This is a genomic window from Shewanella sp. SW1 (assembly GCF_025653545.1).
In the GTDB taxonomy this organism is placed as follows: domain Bacteria; phylum Pseudomonadota; class Gammaproteobacteria; order Enterobacterales; family Shewanellaceae; genus Shewanella; species Shewanella oncorhynchi.
Map to the genome: position 1 here is coordinate 1 of NZ_JAKKSG010000036.1, position 24,466 is coordinate 24,466.

The 24,466-nt window shown below is 45.4% G+C and carries 40 protein-coding genes and 1 pseudogene; 34 read left to right on the forward strand and 7 right to left on the reverse strand.

Annotated features, from left to right (window positions below; genetic code table 11):
- The 29 genes and pseudogenes from tuf to rplQ form a co-directional block, all read left to right on the forward strand.
- A pseudogene (tuf, locus tag L5M71_RS22185) lies at positions 1 to 244 on the forward strand (elongation factor Tu); the annotation flags it as partial.
- Between the two features lie 334 nt (positions 245 to 578).
- Positions 579 to 890, forward strand: coding sequence for a 30S ribosomal protein S10 (rpsJ, locus tag L5M71_RS22190; protein ID WP_006083601.1), 312 nt, complete (start codon positions 579 to 581; stop codon positions 888 to 890).
- A gap of 30 nt (positions 891 to 920) precedes the next feature.
- Positions 921 to 1,559, forward strand: coding sequence for a 50S ribosomal protein L3 (gene rplC / locus L5M71_RS22195; RefSeq protein ID WP_006083600.1), 639 nt, complete (start codon positions 921 to 923; stop codon positions 1,557 to 1,559).
- A 17-nt stretch (positions 1,560 to 1,576) separates the two neighbouring features.
- Positions 1,577 to 2,182, forward strand: a complete 606-nt coding sequence (gene rplD, locus L5M71_RS22200; RefSeq protein ID WP_113941598.1) for a 50S ribosomal protein L4 — start codon at positions 1,577 to 1,579, stop codon at positions 2,180 to 2,182.
- Complete coding sequence (gene rplW, locus L5M71_RS22205) at positions 2,182 to 2,484, forward strand: 50S ribosomal protein L23 (RefSeq protein WP_025008843.1); 303 nt, start codon at positions 2,182 to 2,184, stop codon at positions 2,482 to 2,484. The genes rplD and rplW overlap by 1 nt, the downstream gene beginning before the upstream one ends.
- 16 nt (positions 2,485 to 2,500) lie before the next feature.
- Positions 2,501 to 3,325, forward strand: coding sequence for a 50S ribosomal protein L2 (rplB, locus tag L5M71_RS22210; RefSeq protein ID WP_006083597.1), 825 nt, complete (start codon positions 2,501 to 2,503; stop codon positions 3,323 to 3,325).
- A gap of 14 nt (positions 3,326 to 3,339) precedes the next feature.
- Positions 3,340 to 3,618, forward strand: a complete 279-nt coding sequence (rpsS, locus tag L5M71_RS22215) for a 30S ribosomal protein S19 (protein ID WP_006083596.1) — start codon at positions 3,340 to 3,342, stop codon at positions 3,616 to 3,618.
- A gap of 15 nt (positions 3,619 to 3,633) precedes the next feature.
- Positions 3,634 to 3,966 carry a 50S ribosomal protein L22 gene (gene rplV / locus L5M71_RS22220; protein WP_006083595.1) on the forward strand — a complete coding sequence of 111 codons (333 nt, stop codon included), beginning with the start codon at positions 3,634 to 3,636 and terminating at the stop codon, positions 3,964 to 3,966.
- Positions 3,967 to 3,975: 9 nt separating this feature from the next.
- Positions 3,976 to 4,668: a 30S ribosomal protein S3 gene (gene rpsC / locus L5M71_RS22225; RefSeq protein WP_006083594.1), complete on the forward strand. Its 693-nt coding sequence runs from the start codon at positions 3,976 to 3,978 to the stop codon at positions 4,666 to 4,668.
- An 11-nt stretch (positions 4,669 to 4,679) separates the two neighbouring features.
- A complete protein-coding gene (gene rplP, locus L5M71_RS22230; protein WP_006083593.1) occupies positions 4,680 to 5,090 on the forward strand; it encodes a 50S ribosomal protein L16 in 411 nt (136 codons plus the stop codon).
- Positions 5,090 to 5,281, forward strand: coding sequence for a 50S ribosomal protein L29 (gene rpmC, locus L5M71_RS22235; RefSeq protein WP_006083592.1), 192 nt, complete (start codon positions 5,090 to 5,092; stop codon positions 5,279 to 5,281). Before rplP ends, rpmC begins: the two co-directional genes overlap by 1 nt.
- The gene (gene rpsQ, locus L5M71_RS22240; RefSeq protein WP_006083591.1) at positions 5,281 to 5,529 is read left to right on the forward strand and encodes a 30S ribosomal protein S17; all 249 of its coding nucleotides are present in this window, start codon (positions 5,281 to 5,283) and stop codon (positions 5,527 to 5,529) included. Before rpmC ends, rpsQ begins: the two co-directional genes overlap by 1 nt.
- A gap of 180 nt (positions 5,530 to 5,709) precedes the next feature.
- Positions 5,710 to 6,078, forward strand: coding sequence for a 50S ribosomal protein L14 (gene rplN / locus L5M71_RS22245; protein WP_006083590.1), 369 nt, complete (start codon positions 5,710 to 5,712; stop codon positions 6,076 to 6,078).
- A gap of 11 nt (positions 6,079 to 6,089) precedes the next feature.
- The gene (gene rplX / locus L5M71_RS22250) at positions 6,090 to 6,404 is read left to right on the forward strand and encodes a 50S ribosomal protein L24 (protein WP_006083589.1); all 315 of its coding nucleotides are present in this window, start codon (positions 6,090 to 6,092) and stop codon (positions 6,402 to 6,404) included.
- Positions 6,405 to 6,416: 12 nt separating this feature from the next.
- A complete protein-coding gene (rplE, locus tag L5M71_RS22255) occupies positions 6,417 to 6,956 on the forward strand; it encodes a 50S ribosomal protein L5 (RefSeq protein WP_006083588.1) in 540 nt (179 codons plus the stop codon).
- 10 nt (positions 6,957 to 6,966) lie between these two features.
- Positions 6,967 to 7,272 (forward strand): 30S ribosomal protein S14, encoded by a 306-nt coding sequence (gene rpsN, locus L5M71_RS22260; protein WP_263209824.1) that lies wholly within the window; start codon positions 6,967 to 6,969, stop codon positions 7,270 to 7,272.
- A gap of 24 nt (positions 7,273 to 7,296) precedes the next feature.
- The gene (rpsH, locus tag L5M71_RS22265; protein WP_006083586.1) at positions 7,297 to 7,689 is read left to right on the forward strand and encodes a 30S ribosomal protein S8; all 393 of its coding nucleotides are present in this window, start codon (positions 7,297 to 7,299) and stop codon (positions 7,687 to 7,689) included.
- A gap of 10 nt (positions 7,690 to 7,699) precedes the next feature.
- Positions 7,700 to 8,233 carry a 50S ribosomal protein L6 gene (gene rplF, locus L5M71_RS22270; RefSeq protein WP_105251036.1) on the forward strand — a complete coding sequence of 178 codons (534 nt, stop codon included), beginning with the start codon at positions 7,700 to 7,702 and terminating at the stop codon, positions 8,231 to 8,233.
- 10 nt (positions 8,234 to 8,243) lie between these two features.
- Positions 8,244 to 8,594 carry a 50S ribosomal protein L18 gene (rplR, locus tag L5M71_RS22275; protein ID WP_006083584.1) on the forward strand — a complete coding sequence of 117 codons (351 nt, stop codon included), beginning with the start codon at positions 8,244 to 8,246 and terminating at the stop codon, positions 8,592 to 8,594.
- An 11-nt stretch (positions 8,595 to 8,605) separates the two neighbouring features.
- Positions 8,606 to 9,109, forward strand: a complete 504-nt coding sequence (gene rpsE, locus L5M71_RS22280) for a 30S ribosomal protein S5 (RefSeq protein ID WP_006083583.1) — start codon at positions 8,606 to 8,608, stop codon at positions 9,107 to 9,109.
- A 6-nt stretch (positions 9,110 to 9,115) separates the two neighbouring features.
- Positions 9,116 to 9,298 carry a 50S ribosomal protein L30 gene (rpmD, locus tag L5M71_RS22285; RefSeq protein WP_006083582.1) on the forward strand — a complete coding sequence of 61 codons (183 nt, stop codon included), beginning with the start codon at positions 9,116 to 9,118 and terminating at the stop codon, positions 9,296 to 9,298.
- 3 nt (positions 9,299 to 9,301) lie between these two features.
- A complete protein-coding gene (gene rplO / locus L5M71_RS22290) occupies positions 9,302 to 9,736 on the forward strand; it encodes a 50S ribosomal protein L15 (protein WP_006083581.1) in 435 nt (144 codons plus the stop codon).
- Positions 9,737 to 9,743: 7 nt separating this feature from the next.
- Positions 9,744 to 11,084, forward strand: coding sequence for a preprotein translocase subunit SecY (gene secY / locus L5M71_RS22295; protein ID WP_007644459.1), 1,341 nt, complete (start codon positions 9,744 to 9,746; stop codon positions 11,082 to 11,084).
- Between the two features lie 21 nt (positions 11,085 to 11,105).
- Positions 11,106 to 11,219 (forward strand): 50S ribosomal protein L36, encoded by a 114-nt coding sequence (gene rpmJ, locus L5M71_RS22300; RefSeq protein ID WP_006083579.1) that lies wholly within the window; start codon positions 11,106 to 11,108, stop codon positions 11,217 to 11,219.
- A 117-nt stretch (positions 11,220 to 11,336) separates the two neighbouring features.
- Complete coding sequence (rpsM, locus tag L5M71_RS22305) at positions 11,337 to 11,693, forward strand: 30S ribosomal protein S13 (RefSeq protein ID WP_011787581.1); 357 nt, start codon at positions 11,337 to 11,339, stop codon at positions 11,691 to 11,693.
- 15 nt (positions 11,694 to 11,708) lie between these two features.
- Complete coding sequence (rpsK, locus tag L5M71_RS22310; protein ID WP_006083577.1) at positions 11,709 to 12,101, forward strand: 30S ribosomal protein S11; 393 nt, start codon at positions 11,709 to 11,711, stop codon at positions 12,099 to 12,101.
- Positions 12,102 to 12,133: 32 nt separating this feature from the next.
- Positions 12,134 to 12,754, forward strand: a complete 621-nt coding sequence (gene rpsD, locus L5M71_RS22315) for a 30S ribosomal protein S4 (protein WP_006083575.1) — start codon at positions 12,134 to 12,136, stop codon at positions 12,752 to 12,754.
- Positions 12,755 to 12,778: 24 nt separating this feature from the next.
- Positions 12,779 to 13,768: a DNA-directed RNA polymerase subunit alpha gene (locus L5M71_RS22320; protein WP_006083574.1), complete on the forward strand. Its 990-nt coding sequence runs from the start codon at positions 12,779 to 12,781 to the stop codon at positions 13,766 to 13,768.
- 40 nt (positions 13,769 to 13,808) lie between these two features.
- Positions 13,809 to 14,204 carry a 50S ribosomal protein L17 gene (gene rplQ, locus L5M71_RS22325; RefSeq protein WP_006083573.1) on the forward strand — a complete coding sequence of 132 codons (396 nt, stop codon included), beginning with the start codon at positions 13,809 to 13,811 and terminating at the stop codon, positions 14,202 to 14,204.
- A 57-nt stretch (positions 14,205 to 14,261) separates the two neighbouring features.
- Here rplQ and L5M71_RS22330 read toward each other — a convergent pair whose 3' ends face one another.
- The 6 genes from L5M71_RS22330 to ccmA form a co-directional block, all read right to left on the reverse strand.
- The gene (locus L5M71_RS22330; protein WP_263198374.1) at positions 14,262 to 15,212 is read right to left on the reverse strand and encodes an ABC transporter substrate-binding protein; all 951 of its coding nucleotides are present in this window, start codon (positions 15,210 to 15,212) and stop codon (positions 14,262 to 14,264) included.
- A 196-nt stretch (positions 15,213 to 15,408) separates the two neighbouring features.
- Positions 15,409 to 15,897 carry a cytochrome c maturation protein CcmE gene (ccmE, locus tag L5M71_RS22335; protein ID WP_113941596.1) on the reverse strand — a complete coding sequence of 163 codons (489 nt, stop codon included), beginning with the start codon at positions 15,895 to 15,897 and terminating at the stop codon, positions 15,409 to 15,411.
- Entirely contained in the window at positions 15,894 to 16,094 is a 201-nt protein-coding gene (ccmD, locus tag L5M71_RS22340; RefSeq protein ID WP_105253042.1) for a heme exporter protein CcmD, read from the reverse strand. Before ccmD ends, ccmE begins: the two co-directional genes overlap by 4 nt.
- Complete coding sequence (locus tag L5M71_RS22345; protein ID WP_105251039.1) at positions 16,094 to 16,840, reverse strand: heme ABC transporter permease; 747 nt, start codon at positions 16,838 to 16,840, stop codon at positions 16,094 to 16,096. Before L5M71_RS22345 ends, ccmD begins: the two co-directional genes overlap by 1 nt.
- A 1-nt stretch (position 16,841) precedes the next feature.
- Positions 16,842 to 17,528, reverse strand: coding sequence for a heme exporter protein CcmB (gene ccmB, locus L5M71_RS22350; RefSeq protein WP_006079706.1), 687 nt, complete (start codon positions 17,526 to 17,528; stop codon positions 16,842 to 16,844).
- Between the two features lie 11 nt (positions 17,529 to 17,539).
- Positions 17,540 to 18,190: a cytochrome c biogenesis heme-transporting ATPase CcmA gene (ccmA, locus tag L5M71_RS22355; protein WP_131525727.1), complete on the reverse strand. Its 651-nt coding sequence runs from the start codon at positions 18,188 to 18,190 to the stop codon at positions 17,540 to 17,542.
- Positions 18,191 to 18,508: 318 nt separating this feature from the next.
- Here ccmA and L5M71_RS22360 point away from each other — a divergent pair, with 318 nt between their 5' ends.
- Positions 18,509 to 18,808, forward strand: a complete 300-nt coding sequence (locus L5M71_RS22360; RefSeq protein ID WP_105251041.1) for a c-type cytochrome — start codon at positions 18,509 to 18,511, stop codon at positions 18,806 to 18,808.
- A gap of 61 nt (positions 18,809 to 18,869) precedes the next feature.
- Here L5M71_RS22360 and ccmI read toward each other — a convergent pair whose 3' ends face one another.
- Positions 18,870 to 20,120 (reverse strand): c-type cytochrome biogenesis protein CcmI, encoded by a 1,251-nt coding sequence (gene ccmI, locus L5M71_RS22365; RefSeq protein ID WP_173248542.1) that lies wholly within the window; start codon positions 20,118 to 20,120, stop codon positions 18,870 to 18,872.
- A 400-nt stretch (positions 20,121 to 20,520) separates the two neighbouring features.
- Between ccmI and L5M71_RS22370 the strand changes: the two genes are divergently transcribed.
- Genes L5M71_RS22370 through L5M71_RS22385 form a run of 4 tightly spaced genes read left to right on the forward strand, consistent with a single transcriptional unit; the run spans position 20,521 to position 24,126 of the window.
- Entirely contained in the window at positions 20,521 to 22,500 is a 1,980-nt protein-coding gene (locus L5M71_RS22370; protein WP_263209827.1) for a heme lyase CcmF/NrfE family subunit, read from the forward strand.
- A gap of 11 nt (positions 22,501 to 22,511) precedes the next feature.
- Complete coding sequence (locus tag L5M71_RS22375; RefSeq protein WP_198573868.1) at positions 22,512 to 23,066, forward strand: DsbE family thiol:disulfide interchange protein; 555 nt, start codon at positions 22,512 to 22,514, stop codon at positions 23,064 to 23,066.
- Entirely contained in the window at positions 23,063 to 23,542 is a 480-nt protein-coding gene (nrfF, locus tag L5M71_RS22380) for a heme lyase NrfEFG subunit NrfF (RefSeq protein ID WP_105251045.1), read from the forward strand. The genes L5M71_RS22375 and nrfF overlap by 4 nt, the downstream gene beginning before the upstream one ends.
- A complete protein-coding gene (locus tag L5M71_RS22385; protein ID WP_131525726.1) occupies positions 23,539 to 24,126 on the forward strand; it encodes a TlpA family protein disulfide reductase in 588 nt (195 codons plus the stop codon). Before nrfF ends, L5M71_RS22385 begins: the two co-directional genes overlap by 4 nt.
- Positions 24,127 to 24,466: the final 340 nt, after the last annotated feature.

Genomic DNA, 24,466 nt, shown 5'->3' on the forward strand with positions numbered 1-24,466 from the left:
AGAAGAAGGCGGACGTCACACTCCATTCTTCAAAGGCTACCGTCCACAGTTCTACTTCCGTACAACTGACGTAACCGGTACTATCGAACTGCCAGAAGGCGTAGAGATGGTAATGCCTGGCGACAACATCAAAATGGTAGTGACTCTGATTTGCCCAATCGCGATGGACGAAGGTTTACGCTTCGCAATCCGTGAAGGTGGTCGTACAGTTGGTGCTGGTGTAGTAGCTAAAATCATCGCTTAATTGCGATAGAAATTAGTTTGAAAAGGAAGCTTCGGCTTCCTTTTTTGTTTGAGGGCTGGTTTTATTCACAAATTTGTGTAAAATGCTCGCCACTCTGAAGTTAAATAGTTATTTGATGACTATTTACACAGCGGGCTTGATATCCGGATTTAGATAGGTATAATGGCCCACTCGTCGACTTAGGTTGACGAATTAAATGATTAGTCGCTGAAGTTAATCATTATCATAGCGGCTCCGATTGGGAGTCGAACGGTTAAATCATCTCGCTCTGCTTTTCTATATTGAAGAAGCTAGAGGGTGATTTTTTATATGTCCATTTTAGGAGCTCTGGTCAATGCAGAACCAAAGAATCCGTATCCGCTTAAAGGGATTTGATCATCGCTTAATTGATCAGTCTACAGCGGAAATCGTTGAAACTGCTAAGCGTACAGGCGCGCAGGTTCGTGGTCCAATTCCACTACCTACTCGCAAAGAGCGTTATACCATTTTGATCTCTCCGCACGTTAATAAAGATGCTCGTGACCAGTACGAATTACGTACACACAAGCGCCTGGTTGACATCGTAGAGCCAACTGAAAAGACTGTTGACGCGTTAATGCGTTTAGATCTTGCGGCTGGTGTCGACGTACAGATTAGCTTGGGTTAATTGAGATCCTAGTAAGAAGAGGTTTGAGAGATGGCTATCGGTCTTATTGGTCGTAAAGTTGGTATGACTCGCATCTTCACTGAAGATGGTGTTTCAATACCAGTTACTGTAATTGAAGTTGCAGGCAACCGTGTTACTCAAGTGAAAACTTTAGAAACTGACGGCTACCGTGCACTTCAAGTTACAACTGGCACCAAAAAAGCCAATCGCATCACTAAACCAGAAGCAGGTCACTTTGCCAAGAGCGGCGTTGAAGCCGGTCGTGGTTTGTGGGAAATGCGTTTGGTAGACGGTGAAGGCGAGGGCATTGAAGTTGGTGCTGAGCTAAATGTTGATATTTTCGCAGACGTAGCGAAAGTTGATGTTACTGGTCAATCAAAAGGTAAAGGCTTCCAAGGCGGCGTTAAGCGTTGGAACTTCCGTACTCAAGATATGACTCACGGTAACTCTTTGTCGCACCGCTCGAATGGTTCTATCGGTCAGAACCAAACGCCTGGTCGCGTATTCAAAGGCAAAAAAATGTCAGGCCATATGGGTGCCGAGCGTGTTACTACTCAAAATCTAGTTGTTGTTCGTGTAGATGTTGAGCGTAACCTGCTACTAGTCCGTGGCGCTGTTCCTGGCGCTACCAATGGCGACTTGATTATCAAGCCTGCCGTTAAAGCTTAAGGTCTGAGGAGATAGTAATGGAATTGGTATTGAAAGACGCGCAAAGCGCTCTTGAAGTTTCCGAAACTACCTTCGGCCGTGACTTTAACGAGGCACTGGTTCATCAGGTAGTTGTAGCATACGCTGCAAACGCGCGTCAGGGCACTCGTGCTCAAAAGACTCGTGCGGAAGTAACTGGCTCAGGCAAAAAGCCTTGGCGCCAAAAAGGAACTGGCCGTGCTCGTGCTGGTTCTGTTAAAGGCCCAATCTGGCGTGGCGGTGGCGTAACATTCGCTGCTAAAACCCAAGATCACAGCCAAAAAGTTAACAAAAAGATGTACCGCGGCGCGCTGAGAAGCATTCTGTCTGAATTGGTACGTCAAGAGCGTTTGGTTATTGTTGAATCTTTCGGTGTTGAAGCTCCTAAAACTAAAGAGCTGAAAGCTAAATTGAAAGCAATGAACCTTGAAGACGTTCTGATTGTGACTGCAGAAGTTGATGAGAACTTATTCTTAGCAGCTCGTAACCTGTACAAGGTTGACGTTCGTGATGTAGCGGGTCTAGACCCAGTGAGTCTGATCGCCTTCAACACTGTGCTTGTGACTGCTGACGCAGTGAAGCAAATCGAGGAGATGCTAGCATGATGATCCGCGAAGAACGTTTGCTAAAAGTTATTCTCGCTCCACATATCTCTGAAAAGAGCACTGTGAACGCTGAGAAGCACAACACTGTTGTTTTCCGCGTAGCTATCGATGCAACTAAAGCTGAAATTAAAGCTGCTGTTGCCAAGCTATTTGAAGTTGAAGTTGATTCAGTTCGCACTTTAGTGAGCAAAGGCAAAACTAAACGCACTGGTGGCCGTACTGGTCGTCGTAGCGATTGGAAAAAAGCCTATGTGACTCTAGCTGCTGGTGCTGACATCGATTTCGTCGGCGGCGCTGAGTAAGCAAAGGAGAATTATCATGGCAGTTATTAAGTGTAAGCCAACCTCTCCAGGTCGTCGCCACGTAGTTAAAGTGGTGAACACTGACCTGCACAAGGGTAAACCTTTTGCTGGCTTGTTGGCGAAAAAATCTAAAAGTGGTGGCCGTAACAATACTGGCCGTATCACTGTCCGTCACGTAGGTGGTGGTCATAAGCAGCATTATCGTCTAATCGACTTCAAACGCGATAAAGATGGTATCCCTGCAAAGATTGAGCGTCTGGAATACGATCCAAACCGTACTGCTAACATCGCGTTAGTATTGTATGCGGATGGTGAGCGTCGTTATATTCTTGCTGCCAAAGGCATGCAAGCTGGCGATAAGATCCAGTCTGGTGTTGCTGCCGAGATCAAAACCGGTAACGCTATGCCACTGCGCAACATCCCAGTAGGTTCTGTAGTTCACGCAGTTGAAATGAAGCCTGGTAAAGGTGCTCAGATCGCTCGTTCTGCAGGTGCTTATGTACAAGTTGTTGCTCGTGATGGCGCATATGCCACTCTACGTCTTCGCTCTGGCGAAATGCGTAAAGTGCCAGTTGATTGCCGCGCGACATTTGGTGAAGTTGGTAATGCCGAACACATGCTACGCCAGTTAGGTAAAGCAGGTGCTAAGCGCTGGAGAGGCATACGTCCTACAGTGCGTGGTGTTGCAATGAACCCAGTAGACCATCCACACGGTGGTGGTGAAGGCCGTACTTCTGGTGGTCGTCACCCAGTGACTCCATGGGGTGTGCCAACTAAGGGTTATAAAACTCGTAGTAACAAGCGCACTGACAAGTACATCGTACGTCGTCGTAATAAATAGTAAGAGGATTCGCCATGCCACGTTCTCTCAAGAAAGGTCCCTTCATTGACCTGCACTTGCTGAAGAAGGTAGAGAAAGCGATGGAAGCCGGTGACAAAAAGCCTATTAAGACTTGGTCACGTCGCTCTATGATCATTCCAAATATGATTGGTTTGACCATCGCTGTCCATAATGGTCGTCAGCACGTTCCTGTGTTCGTAACTGACGAAATGATCGGCCACAAACTTGGTGAATTTTCACCAACTCGCACTTATCGCGGCCATGCTGCAGATAAGAAAGCGAAGAAGCGTTAATACGGGAGGAATAAGATGGAAGTTTTAGCTAAACATCGTTTTGCCCGTACGTCTGCGCAGAAGGCCCGTCTGGTTGCTGATCAAATTCGTGGATTGCCTGTTGCTAAGGCCCTCGAGATTTTGACTTTCAGCCCCAAGAAAGCCGCCGTACTGGTTAAAAAAGTACTTGACTCAGCTATCGCAAACGCCGAACACAACGAAGGCGCGGATATTGATGAGCTTAAAGTCGGAGCCGTCTTCGTAGATGAAGGCCCAACTATGAAGCGTATCATGCCACGTGCTAAAGGCCGCGCTGATCGTATCATGAAGCGTACCAGCCACATTACTGTGGTTGTATCAGATCGCTAGGAGAGAGCAATGGGACAGAAAGTACATCCTAATGGTATCCGTCTGGGTATCACCAAGCCTTGGATCTCTACCTGGTACGCAGATAAATCAGATTACGCAAGTAACCTGAACAGCGACTGGGAAGTGCGTAAGTTTCTTGTAGAGAAATTACAAGCTGCTTCAGTATCTAAGATTGTTATCGAGCGTCCAGCGAAAAGCATCCGCGTTACCATTCACACTGCCCGTCCAGGTGTTGTGATCGGTAAGAAAGGTGAAGACGTTGAAGTATTGCGTGCTGCAGTGTCAAAACTTGCTGGCACTCCTGCTCAAATTAACATCGCTGAGATCCGTAAACCTGAGCTAGATGCCAAGTTAGTTGCTGACTCAATTGCACAGCAATTAGAGCGTCGCGTAATGTTCCGTCGTGCTATGAAGCGCGCAGTTCAAAACGCAATGCGTATTGGTGCTCAAGGTATCAAAGTACAAGTTAGTGGCCGTTTAGGCGGAGCTGAGATTGCGCGCGATGAGTGGTATCGTGAAGGTCGTGTACCTTTACATACTTTGCGTGCTGATATCGACTATTCTACATCTGAAAGTCACACCCAATACGGTGTGATTGGCGTTAAAGTTTGGATCTTCAAAGGTGAAGTTCTAGACGGAATGCTGCCACAGATTGAAGAGCCGAAGCAGCAGCAACCTAAGCGCAAGCCTCGTGGTAAATAGGAGAGCCGGCAATGCTGCAACCTAAACGTATGAAGTTTCGCAAGATGTTCAAAGGCCGCAACCGCGGTCTAGCGAACGGTACCGAAGTTAGCTTTGGTACTTTTGGTCTGAAAGCAGTCGGCCGTGGCCGTTTAACTGCACGTCAGATCGAATCTGCACGTCGTGCCATGACACGTCACATTAAGCGTCAGGGACAAATTTGGATTCGAGTTTTCCCGGACAAGCCGATTACCTCTAAGCCTCTTGAAGTGCGTATGGGTAAAGGTAAAGGTAACGTTGAATACTGGGTATGTCAGATTCAACCTGGTAAGGTTCTTTATGAGATGAATGGTGTTTCTGAAGTGATCGCTCGTGAAGCGTTTGCTTTGGCTGCTGCCAAGCTTCCAATTAAGACTACCTTCGTAACTAAGACGGTGATGTAATGAAAGCGAGCGAACTGAGAGAAAAGAGCGTTGAAGAACTGAACGCTGAACTACTTGGTCTGCTGCGTGAGCAGTTCAACCTGCGTATGCAACACGCCACTGGTCAGTTGACTCAGACTAATCAACTGAAATTGGTGCGCCGTAACATTGCGCGCGTTAAGACCATTATTACTTCTAAGGCGGGTGCATAATGTCTGATAAAATCCGTACTTTGCAGGGTCGTGTAACTAGCAACAAAATGGACAAGTCCATTACTGTTGCTATCGAACGCCAAGTGAAACACCCAATTTATGGGAAATACATTAAGCGTACGACAAAGATCCATGCACATGACGAAACGAATCAGTGCAATGAAGGCGATTTAGTAGCGATTCGCGAATGTCGTCCTTTGTCTAAGACTAAGTCTTGGACCCTGGTTGAAGTAGTATCAAAGGCCTAAGTTAATTAGGTATTTAGGTAAACGGCTCCAGAATGTGGGGCCGTTTGTTTTTTAATACTATACATTCCACTTTTATGGTGTTATATTTGCGCGCCATTTTTGACTAAATTAATAGCAAAAATGAGTGTTTTTATTGTCCCATAGTGGGAATTGTGTAGTAACGATAGCGGAGCACTTAAAATGATCCAAATGCAATCGACTCTTGACGTTGCTTGTAACAGCGGCGCACGCAGAGTTCAGTGTATTAAGGTCTTGGGTGGCTCTCATCGTCGTTATGCCGGTATCGGCGACATCATCAAAGTTTCTGTTAAAGAAGCGATTCCTCGCGCTAAAGCGAAGAAAGGCGATGTGTATAACGCGGTGGTAGTCCGTACTAAGAAAGGCGTACGTCGTCCAGACGGTTCTGTCATTCGCTTCGATCGGAATGCAGCTGTTCTTTTGAACAACAACCTGCAGCCGATTGGTACTCGTATCTTTGGACCAGTGACACGTGAATTGCGTAATGAGCAATTTATGAAAATTGTCTCGCTGGCACCAGAAGTACTGTAAGGAGCTTCAAAATGGCAGCTAAAATACGTCGTGAAGACGAAGTGATTGTATTAGCAGGTAAAGACAAGGGTAAACGTGCAAAAGTTTCTCAAGTCCTTCCTACTGGTAAATTGATTGTTGAAGGCATCAATCTTGTCAAAAAACACCAAAAGCCAAACCCACAATTGGGCGTAGCTGGCGGTATTGTTGAGAAAGAAGCACCGATACAAGCATCAAATGTAGCGATTTTCAACTCTGCCACTGGCAAAGCTGATCGCGTTGGTTTCCGCTTTGAAGACGGCAAAAAAGTTCGTTTCTTCAAATCGAACAGTGAACTCGTTAAGTAATTGGAGTAAACGATGGCGAAACTGCATGATAAATACCAAGAGACTGTTGTCGCTGAACTTGCTAAAAAGTTCGGTTATACCAGTGTCATGCAAGTCCCTCGGATTGAGAAAATCACCCTGAACATGGGTGTTGGCGAAGCTGTTGCAGACAAGAAAATCATGGACCATGCTGTCCGTGATATGACTGCAATCGCTGGTCAAAAGCCAGTTGTGACTGTAGCTCGTAAGTCAGTTGCTGGTTTTAAAATCCGTGAAGGCTACCCTATTGGCTGTAAAGTGACCCTACGCGGTGAGCGTATGTGGGAATTCTTAGAGCGTTTAGTCGATATCGCAATCCCACGTATTCGTGACTTCCGTGGCTTAAGCGCTAAAGCGTTTGACGGCCGTGGTAACTACGCAATGGGCGTGCGTGAGCAGATCATCTTCCCAGAAATCGATTACGATAAAATCGATAAGATTCGTGGTATGGATATTGTTATCACTACTACTGCGAAGAATGATGAAGAAGGTCGTGCTTTGTTAGACGCTTTTAACTTCCCATTCAAGAAATAAGGGTAGCGTAATGGCAAAAACATCAATGAAAGCACGTGAAGCTAAACGTGCACAGCTCGTGGCCAAGTACGCTGAAAAGCGTGCGGCTCTTAAGATTATCATTGCAAGTCCAGCTTCTTCTGACGAAGATCGTTGGGATGCGGTTCTTAAGCTGCAAGCTCTACCACGTGATTCCAGCGCTGCGCGTCAACGCAATCGTTGTAATCAAACTGGTCGCCCTCATGGCTTCTTACGTAAATTCGGCTTAAGCCGTATCAAATTACGTGAAGCAACCATGCGTGGTGAAGTTCCTGGCCTGCGTAAGGCCAGCTGGTAAGCACTTGTCACGGAGTAAGCTAATATGAGCATGCAAGATCCTATTGCGGATATGTTAACCCGTATTCGTAACGGCCAAGCTGCTAACCACGTATCAGTGAAGATGCCTTCAGCTAAGTTGAAAGTCGCAATTGCGAAACTACTTAAAGATGAAGGTTATATTGCTGATTACGCCGTAGCAGATGAAGCCAAGCCTGAACTGGAAGTTACTTTAAAGTATTTCCAAGGCCAACCAGTCGTTGAGACTATCCAGCGTGTAAGTCGCCCTGGTCTTCGTATTTACAAAGGTAAAAACGAACTTCCAAAGGTGATGGGCGGTCTGGGTGTCGCAATTGTGTCCACTTCTAAAGGCTTGATGACTGATCGTGCCGCCCGCCTTGCAGGCATGGGTGGCGAGGTTATCTGCTACGTAGCTTAAGGAGCTAGGAATGTCTCGTGTAGCAAAAGCACCAGTATCTATTCCAGCTGGCGTAGAGGTGACCTTGAACGAACAGACCCTTACCGTCAAAGGCGGAAAAGGTAGTCTGACTCGAGTGATCAACAATGCGGTCAATGTTGTTATTGAAGCCGGCGTAGTTAAGTTCCTCCCTGTTGAAGGCGTTGTTAACGCTTGGGCACAGGCTGGTACAACTCGTGCATTAGTAAACAACATGGTTGTTGGTGTATCTCAAGGTTTTGAGCGTAAGTTAAAGTTAGTTGGCGTTGGTTACCGTGCGAAACTCGTCGGTGCTGATATTGACCTTACTTTAGGTTTCTCTCATCCGTTAGTACACAAACTGCCCGCAGGCGTTACTGCAGAGTGCCCTAGCCAAACTGACATCGTCCTACGTGGCGTTGATAAACAGTTAATTGGCCAAGTCGCTGCTGAGATTCGCGGATACCGTCCACCAGAGCCATACAAAGGCAAAGGTGTTCGCTATGACGACGAAGTAGTACGCCGTAAAGAGGCTAAGAAGAAGTAGGTAACGCGATATGGATAAGAAAACATCTCGCTTACGTCGCGCTACTCGCGCTCGTAAGAAGATCCAAGAGCTGGGCGTGAACCGTCTGGTTGTACATCGTACACCGCGTCACATTTATGCTCAGGTGATCAATCCTGAAGCTCAGGTGTTGGCAGCTGCTTCAACCGTAGAAAAAGCGGTTAAAGAGCTACTGAAGAGTACCGGTAACGTAGACGCAGCGAAAGCAGTAGGTAAATTTGTTGCTGAGCGCGCGATCGAAAAAGGCGTAACTTCAGTTGCGTTCGATCGTTCTGGTTTCAAGTATCACGGTCGTGTAGCTGCTTTAGCAGATGCAGCTCGTGAAGCTGGCCTGAAGTTCTAAGGGGTTATAAAATGGCTAAATTAGAAGCTCAGCAAAAAGACGATCTGCAAGAGAAATTAATTGCAGTTAATCGTGTTTCTAAAGTAGTTAAGGGCGGTCGTATCTTTAGCTTCACAGCACTGACAGTAGTGGGTGACGGTAACGGTAAGATTGGCTATGGCTATGGCAAAGCACGTGAAGTTCCAGCCGCGATTCAAAAAGCGATGGAAAAAGCTCGTCGTAACATTGTGACCGTTGAGTTGAATGCAGGTACTCTGCATCACCCAGTTAAAGGTCGTCATACTGGTTCTCTTGTGTACATGCAACCTGCATCACAAGGTACTGGTATTATTGCCGGTGGCGCAATGCGTGCCGTATTGGAAGTAGCAGGCGTGCATAACGTTCTGTCAAAAGCATACGGTTCTACTAACCCGATCAACATCGTTCGCGCGACTGTCGATGCTTTGGTGCACATGAAGTCACCTTCGCAAATCGCAGCTAAGCGTGGCCTGAATGTTGACGAAATTCGGGGGTAATGCACCATGGCAACTAAAACTGTAAAAGTTACTCAAACTAAAAGCGGTATCGGTCGTTTACCGAAGCACCGTGCAACCCTAACGGGTCTTGGTTTGCGTCGCATTGGTCACACTGTTGAATTAGAAGATACTCCTTCTGTTCGCGGTATGATCAACAAGGTCTACTACATGGTTAAGGTGGAGGATTAATAGATGCGTTTAAATACTCTATCTCCAGCTGCAGGCTCTAAGCATGCACCAAAGCGTGTAGGCCGTGGTATGGGCTCAGGTCTAGGTAAAACAGCGGGTCGTGGTCATAAAGGCCAAAAGTCTCGTTCTGGTGGCGGTGTACGCCCAGGATTCGAAGGTGGTCAAATGCCACTGAAAATCCGTTTACCTAAATTTGGTTTTACCTCGCGTCGCGCTATGGTAACAGCTGAAGTTCGTGTACTCGAACTGGCAAAAGTTAACGGTGATGTTATCGACTTAAACGCTCTGAAAGATGCGAACGTAATAACTCGCAACATCCAGTTTGCGAAAATTGTTCTTTCAGGTACCATTGAGCGCCCTGTGACTGTTAAAGGTCTGAAGGTAACCAAAGGTGCACGTGCAGCTATTGAAGCTGCCGGCGGTAAGATCGAGGAATAATACGTCGATGGCAAAACCAGGACTTGATTTAAAAAGCGCGAAAGGTGGACTTTCTGAATTGAAAGCTCGCCTCCTGTTCGTGATTGGTGCGATTATCGTCTTTAGAGCCGGTTCGTTTGTGCCAATTCCTGGTATTGACGCAGCTGTATTAGCAGAGCTGTTTGCTCAGCAAAGTGGAACCATCCTTGGCATGTTTAACATGTTCTCGGGTGGTGCCCTTGAGCGTGCCTCTATCTTTGCATTAGGTATTATGCCGTACATTTCGGCATCGATTATCATGCAACTGTTGACTGTCGTACATCCTGCACTCGCTGAATTGAAAAAGGAAGGCGAATCAGGACGTAAGAAAATCAGTCAATATACCAGATGGGGTACCTTAGTGCTGGGTACATTCCAGTCGGTCGGTATTGCAACCGGGTTACCAAACTTAGTGCCAGGCCTTGTGGTCAACATTGGATTTGGATTCTACTTTGTTGCGGTTGTGAGCTTAGTAACAGGAACTATGTTCCTTATGTGGCTAGGTGAGCAAATTACCGAACGTGGTATAGGTAATGGTATCTCGATTTTGATTTTCGCAGGTATTGTTGCTGGATTACCTTCCGCTATCGGCCAAACGGCTGAGCAGGCGCGTCAAGGTGACTTGAATGTGTTAGTATTGTTGTTGCTCGCGGTAATTGTGTTTGCAGTGACTTATTTTGTAGTGTTTGTGGAACGTGGTCAGCGTCGTATCGTCGTTAACTATGCCAAGCGTCAGCAAGGCCGTAAGGTGTTCGCTGCGCAAAGTACCCATTTACCGCTGAAAATAAACATGGCAGGTGTTATTCCGCCAATTTTTGCGTCAAGCATCATTTTGTTTCCTGGAACACTGGCTCAGTGGTTCGGTCAAAATGAGTCCATGTCATGGTTAAGTGATTTTTCACTGGCTGTGTCACCTGGACAACCGCTTTACTCATTATTATATGCAACAGCGATTATCTTTTTCTGTTTCTTCTATACTGCGTTGGTGTTTAACCCACGTGAAACAGCAGATAACTTGAAGAAGAGTGGTGCATTCATCCCTGGGATCCGTCCTGGAGAACAGACTTCGCGTTACATTGATAAAGTTATGACCCGTTTGACATTGGCAGGCGCGTTATACATAACCTTTATCTGCTTAATTCCGGAGTTCATGTTAATTGCGTGGAAAGTACAGTTCTATTTCGGCGGTACTTCACTACTAATTATGGTAGTCGTAATCATGGACTTCATGGCTCAGGTTCAGACGCATATGATGTCTCATCAGTATGAGTCTGTGATGAAGAAAGCTAACCTAGTTAACAAAGCGAATTTAGATCGCTTTGGTCGCTAAGTAGCTTTACGGAGTGATGAAATGAAAGTTCGAGCTTCCGTGAAGAAGATCTGCCGTAACTGCAAGATCGTCAAGCGTAGTGGCGTTGTACGCGTTATCTGTGTTGAACCAAAACACAAACAGCGTCAAGGCTAAAAAGTAATTTGTTCAGCCCATGAATTGGGCTGAACAAAAATTTGTTTGCAAATCTGTCGACTGTCGAGTATCCTTTCGGGCTTTTCGCAGTTGGCCTTTAACTTTAAGGAGTGCATAGTGGCCCGTATCGCTGGCATTAACATTCCTGATCAAAAGCATACAGTCATCGCATTGACTGCAATTTTCGGCATCGGCCGTACTCGCGCTAGAGCAATCTGCGCGGCTACAGCAATCGCTGAAACTGCTAAGATCAAGGAATTGAGCGAAGCTCAAATAGACACACTACGCGAAGAAGTCGCCAAATACCTAGTAGAAGGTGACTTACGTCGTGAGATTTCAATGAACATCAAGCGTCTTATGGATCTTGGTTGTTATCGTGGTCTCCGCCATCGCCGTAGCCTGCCTCTCCGTGGGCAACGTACTAAGACCAATGCGCGTACGCGTAAAGGTCCACGTAAACCAATTAGAAAGTAACGGGAAGGTAAAGCAATGGCTAAAGTTCCGTCACGTTCTCCGCGTAAGCGCGTACGTAAACAGGTTGCAGATGGCATGGCTCATATCCATGCTTCTTTCAACAACACTATTGTCACCATTACAGATCGTCAAGGTAATGCGTTGTCATGGGCTACTTCAGGTGGTTCAGGTTTCCGTGGTTCACGTAAATCTACTCCATTTGCTGCACAGGTGGCTGCTGAGCGTGCAGGTGCTGCTGCTCAAGACTACGGTTTAAAAAACCTTGAAGTGTTTGTGAAGGGTCCAGGTCCAGGTCGTGAGTCAGCCATTCGTGCGCTGAACGCTGTTGGTTATAAAATTACCAACATTACCGATGTGACGCCGATCCCTCATAATGGTTGTCGTCCTCCTAAAAAGCGTCGTGTATAACGCCGTTTCATTAGGATAGTTGGAGAAAGATCATGGCAAGATACTTGGGTCCCAAGCTCAAGCTCAGCCGCCGAGAAGGTACAGACCTTTTCTTAAAAAGCGGTGTGAGAGCAATCGATTCAAAGTGTAAACTGGAAACTGCACCTGGACAGCATGGCGCTCGTAAGCCACGTTTGTCAGAGTACGGTACTCAGTTACGCGAAAAACAAAAAGTTCGTCGTATTTACGGTGTGTTAGAAAAACAATTCCGTAACTATTACAAAGATGCTGCACGTACTAAAGGCAACACAGGTGAAAACCTGCTTCAGCTTTTAGAAACCCGTCTTGATAACGTTGTTTATCGTATGGGCTTCGGTGCAACTCGTGCAGAATCACGTCAGCTAGTAAGCCATAAATCTATTATGGTTAACGGTCGTGTTGTTAACATTCCATCATTCAAAGTGTCTGCGAATGATGTTGTGAGCATCCGCGAGAAGTCACGTACTCAAGCTCGTATTAAAGCGGCTTTAGAAGTGGCAGCTCAACGCGAGAAGCCTACATGGGTTGAAGTCGACAACGCGAAAATGGAAGGTGCTTTCAAGCGCGTTCCAGAACGTAGCGATTTGTCTGCGGAAATTAACGAACAGCTGATCGTCGAGCTTTACTCTAAGTAAGGCTAACAAACAAGAGAGGACACAATGCAGGGTTCTGTTACAGAATTTCTTAAACCGCGTCTCGTTGATATCGAGCAGGTTAACTCAACACGTGCCAAGGTTACATTGGAACCACTTGAGCGTGGTTTCGGCCACACTTTAGGTAACGCGTTGCGTCGCATCCTATTGTCGTCTATGCCCGGCTGCGCGGTTACCGAAGTCGAGATTGACGGTGTACTGCACGAATACAGCAGTAAGGAAGGCGTTCAAGAAGATATCCTTGAGATCTTGTTAAACCTGAAAGGGTTAGCAGTGACCATCGAGGGTAAAGACGAGGCTATGCTTACGTTGAGCAAGTCCGGCGCAGGCCCTGTCATCGCAGCAGATATCACGCATGATGGTGATGTCACTATCGTGAATCCTGATCATATTATCTGTCATCTGACAGGTAACAATGATATCAGCATGCGTATTCGCGTTGAGCGTGGTCGTGGTTATGTACCAGCATCTGCTCGTGCACAGACCGAAGACGATGATCGCCCAATCGGCCGCTTGCTGGTTGATGCTTCTTTCTCGCCAGTTGCACGTATTGCCTACAATGTAGAAGCAGCACGTGTAGAACAGCGTACTGACTTAGATAAACTCGTTATCGATATGACCACAAACGGTACTATCGATCCTGAGGAAGCTATCCGTCGTTCTGCAACTATTCTGGCTGAACAGCTAGATGCGTTTGTAGAGTTACGTGACGTGACTGAGCCAGAGCTGAAAGAAGAGAAACCGGAATTCGATCCGATTCTGCTGCGTCCTGTCGACGATTTAGAGCTAACTGTACGTTCGGCTAACTGCTTGAAAGCCGAAGCGATTCATTACATCGGAGATCTGGTACAGCGCACTGAAGTTGAGTTGCTGAAAACCCCGAACTTAGGTAAGAAATCTCTTACTGAAATTAAGGATGTTTTAGCTTCTCGCGGACTGTCGTTAGGTATGCGTTTGGAAAACTGGCCTCCAGCTAGTTTAGCAGACGACCTATAAGTCTCAGGTTTGTACAGATTTAGGTTATAAGGATTAGGTCATGCGCCATCGTAAGAGTGGTCGTCAACTAAACCGTAACAGCAGTCATCGCCAAGCCATGTTTCGCAACATGGCCGGTTCACTAGTTCGTCATGAGATCATCAAGACAACTGTGGCTAAAGCGAAAGAACTGCGTCGCGTAGTTGAGCCTCTGATAACACTTGCTAAGAGTGACAGCGTTGCAAACCGTCGTTTAGCGTTTGCACGTACTCGCGACGCTGAAGTCGTTGGTAAGTTATTTACTGAGTTGGGTCCACGTTACCAGGAACGTCCTGGTGGCTATACCCGTATCCTTAAGTGCGGTTTACGTGCTGGTGATAAAGCCCCTATGGCTTACATCGAGCTAGTTGGTCGCCCAGAAGCTGCTCAAGCTGTTGATGTTGAAGCTGCTGAGTAATTAAGGTTACACTTTTAAAAAGCCGGGCATTAGCCCGGCTTTTTTATGCCTTTTTAACTATTTCACCCAAAGTGTGGTTTTCTCGATTTCTTTTGGGAGGATGATATTCCATTTGGATAAGCCTTTCTGGCTAAACATGTATTTTCCAAGATCATCTGTTACTGGGAAAATATTTTCGGGTTTCTCGCCGCCGAGTATTTTTGTCGCCATATTCGCTGCAATCTTGCCATGATGATAGCCATCGAGAACATAGCCACCAATATTGCCTTCAGCAGAGACACTAAATCCCCAAAACCCAAAATTCGGTACCGGAGTATGTTCAGATATCCATTTTAGGAGCTGATCTGCATCTACTGAGCGATTATCTGCATCTCTAACTGTGTGGTATAGCGCCACGACTATAGCGTTATAACCCTGTTCCTTCGCGGTCAATACATTCCGCTGCCAATCTGTTAGCTGTGACAATTGCACTAAATTAACTTCGATATCGCCTAACATGCTTGAGTGTTGTTTACTGATGTATTCAGCCGCTGAGTCAGAGGTGACTCCTTGGTCGAATAGAACTAAGATTTTTCTATGTACAGTCTGCGGTAGTAAACGTTGAATGAGCAGTAGAGAACGTCGTAGTAGTGGTCTCTCAATGACGCCTGTGAAGCGTTTGTGTTCATTGAGATGATATTCTCTAGGATTCATGTTCACCCCTAAATAGACTACTGGGATTAGGCTGTCATTTAGGCGCTGGTGTAAGAGATTAACCGCATTATCATCGGCGAGAATAACCAATTGAGGTGCTTGTTGTTGAATGTATTTCCATGCTAAGTCAGCCCGTTCAGCAAATTGCTCTTGGGGTAAGTGTTTGGTATCCATCTCGAAATAACTAACATCGTGGTGAGGGCTGAGCGTGTCATAAATCGCTTGATAGTATTCTTGGTCCCATTGATAGCTATGATGGTAGCTTTCGATAACAACAACTTTAGCAGCAATGGCTTCCTGAGAGAGGCCTACCAAGCAGATAATTAGGAAGCTTAGAATGTGTTGCAAACTAGAGTTTAGTTGTCTTATTTGAATCATATGCAGTCTTAGGTATTGGCGCTGCCTAGAGTATAGTCCACCTTTAATTGTGCATATTGAGATAATAAAAAAGCCTCACTAGTTATTAAGCTAGGAGGCTTAGTTTGTACGCTATTGCTGATCCATCAATAACCTACTTAGTATCAGGTGCCTTTTGCTGGCTATAATCTAACTTTTCGTGCTTTTGGCCCATGGCTTCAGCGACTTCTGGTGGCATGTAGTTTTCATCATGCTTGGCGAGTACTTCAGTTGCTTCTAGTTTGCCATCAGCACCCAGTACACCCTGAGCAACAATGCCTTGTCCTTCACGGAAAAGATCGGGCAATAGGTCGTCATAAGTGACCAGTACTTCGCCACCGAGGGAGTCATGCACTGCAAATTCGACATGCAAGCTTTTGGGATCTCGCACCATAGAACCTATCGTCACCATTCCGCCGACACGAATACGTTGGCCAATTTCAGGTTTTACGCCAGTGTCTGTCTTGCCGTGGACAATTTCAGACGGAGTATAGAATAAGTTCAAGTTGGAGTTCAGCGCATAGAGCAAAAGCGAAGTAATCGCAGCAACGCCACCGATTAATGCTACAGCTAATGTCAGTCTTTTTTTGCGTCTTGGGTTCACGATTTAGTACTCCTGGTTTCTTTTAGGCGTTCTTCTCTATCCATCTTCTTCGCGATATCAATTAACACCTTACGCTTTTGGCGTGCGCTGGTAATGATGAGCGTAGAGAGGCAGAAGAATGTCACTCCGTAGGATAGCCATACGTAGAATGCATAGCCGCCCATATTAAAAAAATCACTGATTGAATCGAATTGCATCATTTGACCTCCTCCGCTTTAGCTAGTTCACGGACCCAAGGGCGCATGCCATTTCTTGCTAAAATTTCTGCTCTAAAACGAACAATAGTGATGGCGCCAATCATAAGACCGAAGCCCAGTATGTTAATTAACAGTGGATAGAGCATTTCTGTCGACATTGTCGATTTCTCAGTAATGCGTATTGTCGACGGTTGATGTAATGAGCTCCACCATTCAACTGAGTATTTGATGATAGGAATATTGATCACACCGACGATCGCTAAGATCCCTGCTGCACGAGCTGCGAGCACTTTATCCTCAAATGAGGCATAGAGCGAGATCACACCTAGATATAGGAATAGTAATACCAGCTCAGAAGTTAAGCGTGCATCCCATACCCACCAAGCACCCCACATAGGTTTGCCCCATGCTGCTCCGGTAAAGAGTGCTATAAAGGTGATTACTGCACCAATGGGAGCAATAGATGCTGCAGCCCAGTCGGCAAGTTTTATTTGCCAAACTAGACCGATAAAGGCCGCGGTTGCCATACCCATATAAGCCGCCATTGACATAGACGCGGCAGGAACATGGATAAAGATAATACGGTAGCTATCACCCTGCTGGTAATCCGTCGGCGCGAAGACGAGTCCCCATGTAGTGCCAACAGCAATCAATAGACCAGCTAAGATCGCAAACCATGGAAATAACGTTCCTGATAATTTATATGCGCGTTCAGGATCCGCGTAAGGGTGTAACCATTTCCACATTTTAGTTAGTACTCACTCGCAGAGATGCACCAATTGCAAAAGGTGCTAAGGTTAACGATCCGACCAGCATAGCGCCTATTATAGCGAGCTGACCATCATAGGGTAAATTCATTCCTGCCGCGTCTATAGCACTCGTTGCAAAAATGAGTACTGGGATATATAGGGGCAAAATAAGTAAGCTGAGTAACACGCCGCCTTTTCTTAGACCGACGGTTAATGCCACACCGATAGCACCTAACAGCGACAATACTGGCGTGCCTAGCGCAAGCGTCGAAATTAACGCACCGTAGCTGTTGCCGTCTAGATTGAGTAATACCGCTAACAGTGGTGCGATAATAATCAGTGGCACACCAGTTAAAATCCAGTGGGCTAACACTTTAGCTAATACGAGAATGGCTAATGGCTGTGGACTTAATAGCATTTGTTCTAAGCTACCATCACTAAAGTCGGCTTTGAAAAGCCTTTCAAGTGACAACATCGATGCTAATAATGCGGCTACCCAAATAATCCCCGGTGCCACACGTGCTAACATTTGTGGCTCTGGTCCAATTCCCAGCGGAAACAAGGTAACGACCATAATAAAAAATAGCAGTGGGTTAAAAATGTCGCCGCGGTGGCGAATAGCAATTTTAAGATCTCGCTGCAGCAAGGTGAAAAATGCTTGGGTAAAACTGATGCCTCTTTTCATTGAGCCTGACCTTATATGAAGCGATAATCGAGACGAATTTTACGAAGCCTATCATCTGTGATAATGCCCATATCTTGGTGAGTTGTGAGGATCACACAACCACCATTATCCGCATGCTGAATAAATAACTGCTCCAGTTCTTCGACGCCTTTTTTATCAATTGCAGTAAAAGGTTCGTCAAGGATCCAAATTTTACAGTTGCTATGCCACAATCTTGATAGCGCTGTTCTGCGATGCTGGCCTGCGGATAAATGCCCCGCGAGAGCTTCTTCAAAGCCCGTTAAATTGACTTTTGCTAAAATCTCTGACGTATCAAAGTCATCATAACCACTGATTCTTAAATTGAAATTAAGGTTTTCTTCGGCAGTCAGCTCGCATTTCACGCCAGCTAAATGGCCTAAATACAAGAGGTCTTCATTGTATTCATCGCGGCAACGGTTTATGTCTTCATTAATGTAAAAAGTTTGTCCGGCATAGGGGCGAGAAAGGCCCGCCAATATGCGTAATAAACTGGTCTTTCCTGCGCCGTTAGGGCCTTCAATCTGAACAATGTCACCGGCATTTATATCAAAACTTAACTCATCAAAAAGGATACGTTCTTCGCGGATACAGGTCAGCTTGCTGGCTGACACTAATGTGGTTTCTTTAGTTATATTTGTCACTGAACCCTCTATCTCAAGCCGGAAGGAAACACAAGTCATTCTAACACAAACGTTATTGGGGGTTTACTCTTGGTTTGCACTAGATGTCAGCAATATGATGTGGTTCCAATAACCGCAATATTTATCGAACTTTTTTACGACTTGCTAATATATTAACGAATTTGTCATCCTTGTCGCCTGATTCATTTTGTGTTGAGATTCTAATCACAAAAAGATGAGATTTCTTGAAGTTTGTAGTAATCTTAGTCGGCTATAATGAGTCTGCCTAAGTAAGGGCGGCGCCGAGCTTTGTACGTATTTGCATTAGGAACATTGAACATGAAAAAACTGTTAGCAATGACTGCTGTCGCTGCTTTGACTATGTCAGTTAACGCTTCAGCTCAAGATGCTGAGGCTATTTATAATAAGGCATGTACCGTATGCCACAGCATGGGTGTTGCTGGTGCTCCAAAAGTACACAACGCTGCAGAATGGGAACCACGCTTAGCTAAGGGTGTTGACGCTCTAGTGAAGAGTGTGAAAACCGGTCTGAATGCTATGCCACCAGGTGGTATGTGTACTGATTGTACTGATGATGATTACAAAGCTGCTATCAAATTTATGTCTACAGCTAAGTAATTCTTCAGATATAAAAAAACCGGCGAAAGCCGGTTTTTTTATATCTGCAATTAACTGCGATTTATTGCACTTGAGTATCAAGTACTAGGTTCGCTGTATCGCCTACGGCGACTTTACTGATCTTGCCTTGAATATCACCCGTTTGCGGTTTGATATTACCTTGTTTAGACAGCACAGCAATCACTTCCACATTGGCTGCATCGCTTAACTTCACATCACCACCCATACCGCTGCTGTCATCTAATGTCACTGTAATCGGGAAAGACTTAGCACTGACTTTGGTTGCAGCTAATGGGACTTTAGGTCCTTCAGTTGCACGGGCAAAGATGAAAATGGTGTCTTCTGGACTGGCTTTAGCCGCAAGTTCTGCAGAGATAGATATAGTGACATTGACCGATTTAGCACTCGCTTTGACTTGCTTATGTGCATCATCATTTGGCATGCCAGCGGTTTCCGACTGCATGCGTAAGTTAGCGGTTTCGATTGCATTCATAAGAGCTGCACGATCAACGTCGGCACGACCGCTATCTAAAATCGTTTGCCAAGAGGTGATGGCTTTCTTGTAGTCAGCAGTAAAGAAAGCATCCATACCCACGAGCAGTAGCGTTGAAGGATCTTGGGCATCCATTGCTAAAGACTCATTGATAAGAGCTTGGATTTGCGGTGTCATTTGTTGACCCGCTTTGTAATACATCGCCGTTGCTTTTGGACCGAGCAATTCTGCATGCTTTCCGACTAATTCGATTACTTTATCGAAAGCCGCAATCGCTTTATCGTATTGGTTTGCTGATACATAAGCATGACCTAAGCTAAACCACAGTTGGCTGTTTTCTGGCTCGGCTTTAACTTGAGCTTCCATCATCTGCACGCGTTGCATCATGATTTGAGCCGTATCCATTCCCGCATGTGGATTTGCAGGTTGTTGAGCACTATCAATATTCTCGAAGGCGCCTAAGTGTTGATAGAGATAGCCTGAGATAACAATCAAACAAACTGACATGATCGACGGCCACAGAATCGTCTTTGGCTTTATTTGGTTGACCAGTGAATCGTCGTTCGCTTGTTTGATGTCTTGGAGTAGACTGATTTCCAGTTCTTTCTTCAATGCATCAAATTCGGCTTGATCGAGTAGCTCTTCACTTAATTCTTTTTCAAGAACGCCTAAGCGCTCATTGAACAATTCAAGGTTCGTTTGTTTACGAACTCCAGCTTCTTCCGTTTTCAGCAATTTTTGCTGTCTGAAGTGCGGGATCCAAATCAGCATCAGGCCGACTAACATAACAAGCGCAATAAAAATCCAAAATGTCGTCATTGTTTCTATATTCACTTTAGTTTGCAGAAAGCGGAGTAACCGCTAGGCTTGGAAGCAAGATTATACGTAAAGATTGTTCATTGAACAGTAATATAAGGTAATCCCAGTGCTGAAAGCTTATAGTTGGGCACTGGTTCACAAATTGATTCTTCTTGTAAATTTTGTATGAAACTTAAGTGTCATTTGTCGGTCACATGCAGAACTGAGCCTCTTCCGTGACTTTCATCGACCTCTAAAATTGAGAATGAGACAAGTAACCCAGTTTTGTACGAAAGAGGCAGACAGGAACAATAGCAAATACTAAAATGAGCAAAATTTCGTGCATTTGCGTGAATAGCATGTTGTGCGTTGAGATAGAGTCTTTCTAAATCAACATATTATTGAAGACTGAGGAAAACCCATGATCCCAGAACTTGGACACTTTGCGTTGATAATAGGGGTGGCTTTTGCCTTCTTATTAATCAGCGTCCCCCTAATAGGTGTTGCCAGAAAAGACCAATACCTTGTTAGGTACGCTTGGCCATTAACGTACGGAATGTTCTTTTTTATTACCTTATCTGTTGTCGTGCTGGCTTATAGTTTTGCCGTCGATGATTTCTCGGTCGCCTATGTGGCACATCATTCAAATTCTCAGTTACCTATCTTCTTTAAGATCTCGGCCGTATGGGGCGGTCATGAAGGGTCACTGTTATTTTGGGTGTTTGCTTTATCAACTTGGGCGGCTGCGGTTGCCTTGTTTAGCAAAGGTTTAGAAGAAGTGTTTACTGCCCGTGTGCTGGCAGTATTGGCTCTTATTGTGATTGGCTTTAGTTTGTTTATGCTACTCACATCTAGCCCATTTGAACGTTTATTCCCGATCCCTGCCGAAGGTCGTGACTTAAATCCAATGCTGCAGGACGTGGGATTAATCTTCCATCCTCCTATGTTGTACTTAGGTTATGTGGGCTTCTCTGTAAGCTTTGCATTTGCGATTGCTGCGCTGATGAGCGGCCGTCTCGATTCTGCTTGGGCTCGTTGGACTCGTCCATGGACATTGGCTGCTTGGACCTTCCTTACGGGCGGTATCGCACTAGGATCTTGGTGGGCTTATTATGAATTAGGCTGGGGCGGTTGGTGGTTCTGGGATCCTGTTGAGAACGCCTCTTTTATGCCTTGGTTAGTGGGTACTGCGCTTGTTCACTCTTTGATTGTGACTGAGAAACGCGGCGCCTTCCGTAACTGGACTGTATTACTGTCTATTTTTGCTTTCTCTTTAAGTTTGCTTGGTACCTTTATTGTTCGCTCAGGTGTATTAACCTCAGTGCATTCATTTGCAGCCGATCCAAGCCGCGGTATGTTCATCCTGTTGTTACTTGGTTTAGCTGTTGGCGGTTCATTAACACTGTTTGCTTTACGTGCCAGTGAAATGAGTAGTCCAGCCCGTTTCGAGCTTAAGTCTAAAGAAACTATGCTCTTAGTGTGTAACGTGCTACTGACGGTTGCCGCAGGTACGGTACTATTGGGTACATTATATCCATTGCTCATCGATGCACTTGGCATGGGTAAGATCTCTGTTGGACCTCCATACTTTAATGCGGTGTTCGTGCCTATCGTATTAGTGCTATTTGGCTTTATGGGTATTGGTCCAATTATTCGTTGGAAAAAGTCGAAAGCGGGCGAGCTTAAGCGTCAGCTATTGATCCCAGCAATGATTGCTGCTGCTATCGGTATTGTGACGCCTTTTATCGTCGATGGTGTATTCAATATTTGGGTTACCTTTGGTATTGCAGCCGCGGCTTGGATTATTCTGGCTACCGCAAGAGCGGCCTATAACATGGTCAAGTCGAAAGAAGGTGATATCAGCATCAGTCGCATGGGCCGTAGTCAGCTTGGTATGATCTTCGCGCATCTTGGTATTGCCGTTTCTGTAATTGGTGCCACTATGGTGTCAAATTACTCGATTGAGAAAAGTGTTCGTATGGGGCCTGGTGTAAGCCAAGAACTCGCTGGTTATACTTTTAAGTATCTCGAGACCAAAAACGTAGTGGGTCCTAACTACACTGCACAGCAGGGGCAGATAGAGATCTACAAGGGCGATGAGCTACTGACATTACTAAAACCAGATCGTCGTCAATATAATGTGCGAACTATGGATATGACAGAAGCCGGTATTGACTGGGGTCTATTCCGTGACTTGTACGTAACTATGGGTGACCCTATTACCAGCACTGAATTTGCGGTTCGTTTAAACTATAAGCCGTTCGTGCGTTGGTTATGGTTTGGGGCAATTTTCATGATGATAGGTGGATTCTTCGCTGCATCGGATAAACGTTACCGTGCGAAAGTCACTGCAGCCATCGCGCCTTTGGCCGAAAAGGCAAAATTGGCAACGGCTCAATAATTGGGGAATGTATGAAGAAGTTGGTTCTGTTTATCCCATTGGTCATATTTCTCGCCATGGGGGTGTTTCTCTATAAAGGGTTATTTCTGAATCCGCAGCAATTGGATTCAGCACTGGAAGGGAAGCCTATTCCGGCTTTCCAACTAGAACGCCTAGAAACACCAGCTGAGATCATAACGAATGAGCAATTAAAAGGTAAGGTATCATTACTTAACGTATGGGCGACGTGGTGTCCATCTTGTAAATATGAGCATCCTTTCTTAGTGATGCTAAAACGTAAAAATCTTCTGCCAATTTACGGGATCAACTATCGTGATGAGCGTGCTCCTGCGTTAGAAGAGTTAAAACGTCAGGGCGATCCCTACAACGTTAATATCTATGATAAAGATGGGCGTTTAGGATTAGATCTTGGCGTTTATGGTGCACCAGAGAGTTTTATTGTTGATCATAACGGTATTATCCGTTTCCGTTATGCAGGTCCAATAGACCAACGCGTATGGAGTGAAACCCTTTACCCTATGATCCAACAATTACAAGCTGAAGCAGCGAAGGATGGCGCAGCATGAGAACGCTGATAAAAATCATAGGTGGTCTAGTGCTGATGTTCAGCATGACGACCGCCGTCATGGCAACACCAGTTGATACTTACGAATTCAAGTCACCTGAAAATCAAAAGCGCGGTTTGTCTTTGGCCCATGAACTACGTTGTCCACAGTGTCAAAACCAAAATTTGATCGACTCCAATTCACCCGTTGCTCGAGATCTGCGTCTTGAGGTATTCAAGATGGTTGACGAAGGAAAAGGGGATGATGAGATCATCGAGTTTATGACTAGTCGTTACGGTGAGTTTGTTCTCTATAAACCTAAGATGGAAACCAAGACCTACATTCTTTGGTTAGGTCCTATTGGTTTATTACTTCTGGGTCTAGTTATTGGATTCATCTTCATTCGTAAGCAACGTATTGGCGGTAATGTGCCGAACGAAATTAGCGCAGAAGATCAGCGCGAGTTAGATACCTTGCTAAAGCGCAATACAAAATGAAGCATAAAGTCATAACGGCATTTATGTTGTCATCCATTCTTTCGGTATTTGTTGCTGGGGTCGCGCATGCGTACCCTGGTATGCAGCAAACGGCTAAACCGATGGAATCAACGGTTGATTTGATCAATGTACTGCCAAAGACTTTTCCTATTGAGCCTGTTGCCTTTAATGATGTCGATGGTAAAGCTATCGACTTCAGCCACTTTAAAGGCAAGATCATTATGGTTAACATGTGGGCGACTTGGTGTCCGCCATGCGTCAGAGAGTTGCCTGCAATCGAAAGGTTAGCAACTAAGTTCAAGACTGAAGATTTTGTCGTGCTGCCTATCTCTATTGATGCAGAAGGTAAGCAGCAGGTTCAGCCGTTCTTAAGTTCATTGGGTATGGCGAATTTCAACTCTTACTATGATCAACCACAAAGTCTTGGAAACGTTTTTCCGCTCGACACGATTCCTGCGACCTTTATTCTTGATCAACAGGGTCAATTAATTGCCTTTGTTCGATCCTATGTTGATTGGGATGACGTAAAAGCCGTCTCGCTAATCCAAGGTTTTATCGATAAAGGCAGCAAAAAGCCCAATTAATGGGCACTTTGCATGTAAAATAATCGCCATTGTTTAAAAGATCGCCATGCGATCTTTTTTCATTTAAAAAGCCCTTGCACAAAATCTTCTGCTGCCTATAATGCGCATCCACTGACACGGCAGGCAGCGAAAGCCAGCTGACGAGTTAAGTTGAATTGAGTCGCTTTTAAGCACTTAATTCAATCGTAGCAAGAAGTTGTAAAAACTCCTTGACGCGAAACGGGAAATGCGTAAAATACGCAGCCCTAGCCAACTGGAAGCGTTCGACGCTCAGTGTGGTACTCACCTTCTCTTACGAGGTTGAGTTGCTCTTTAACAAGATAAAACAAGAAATCTGTGT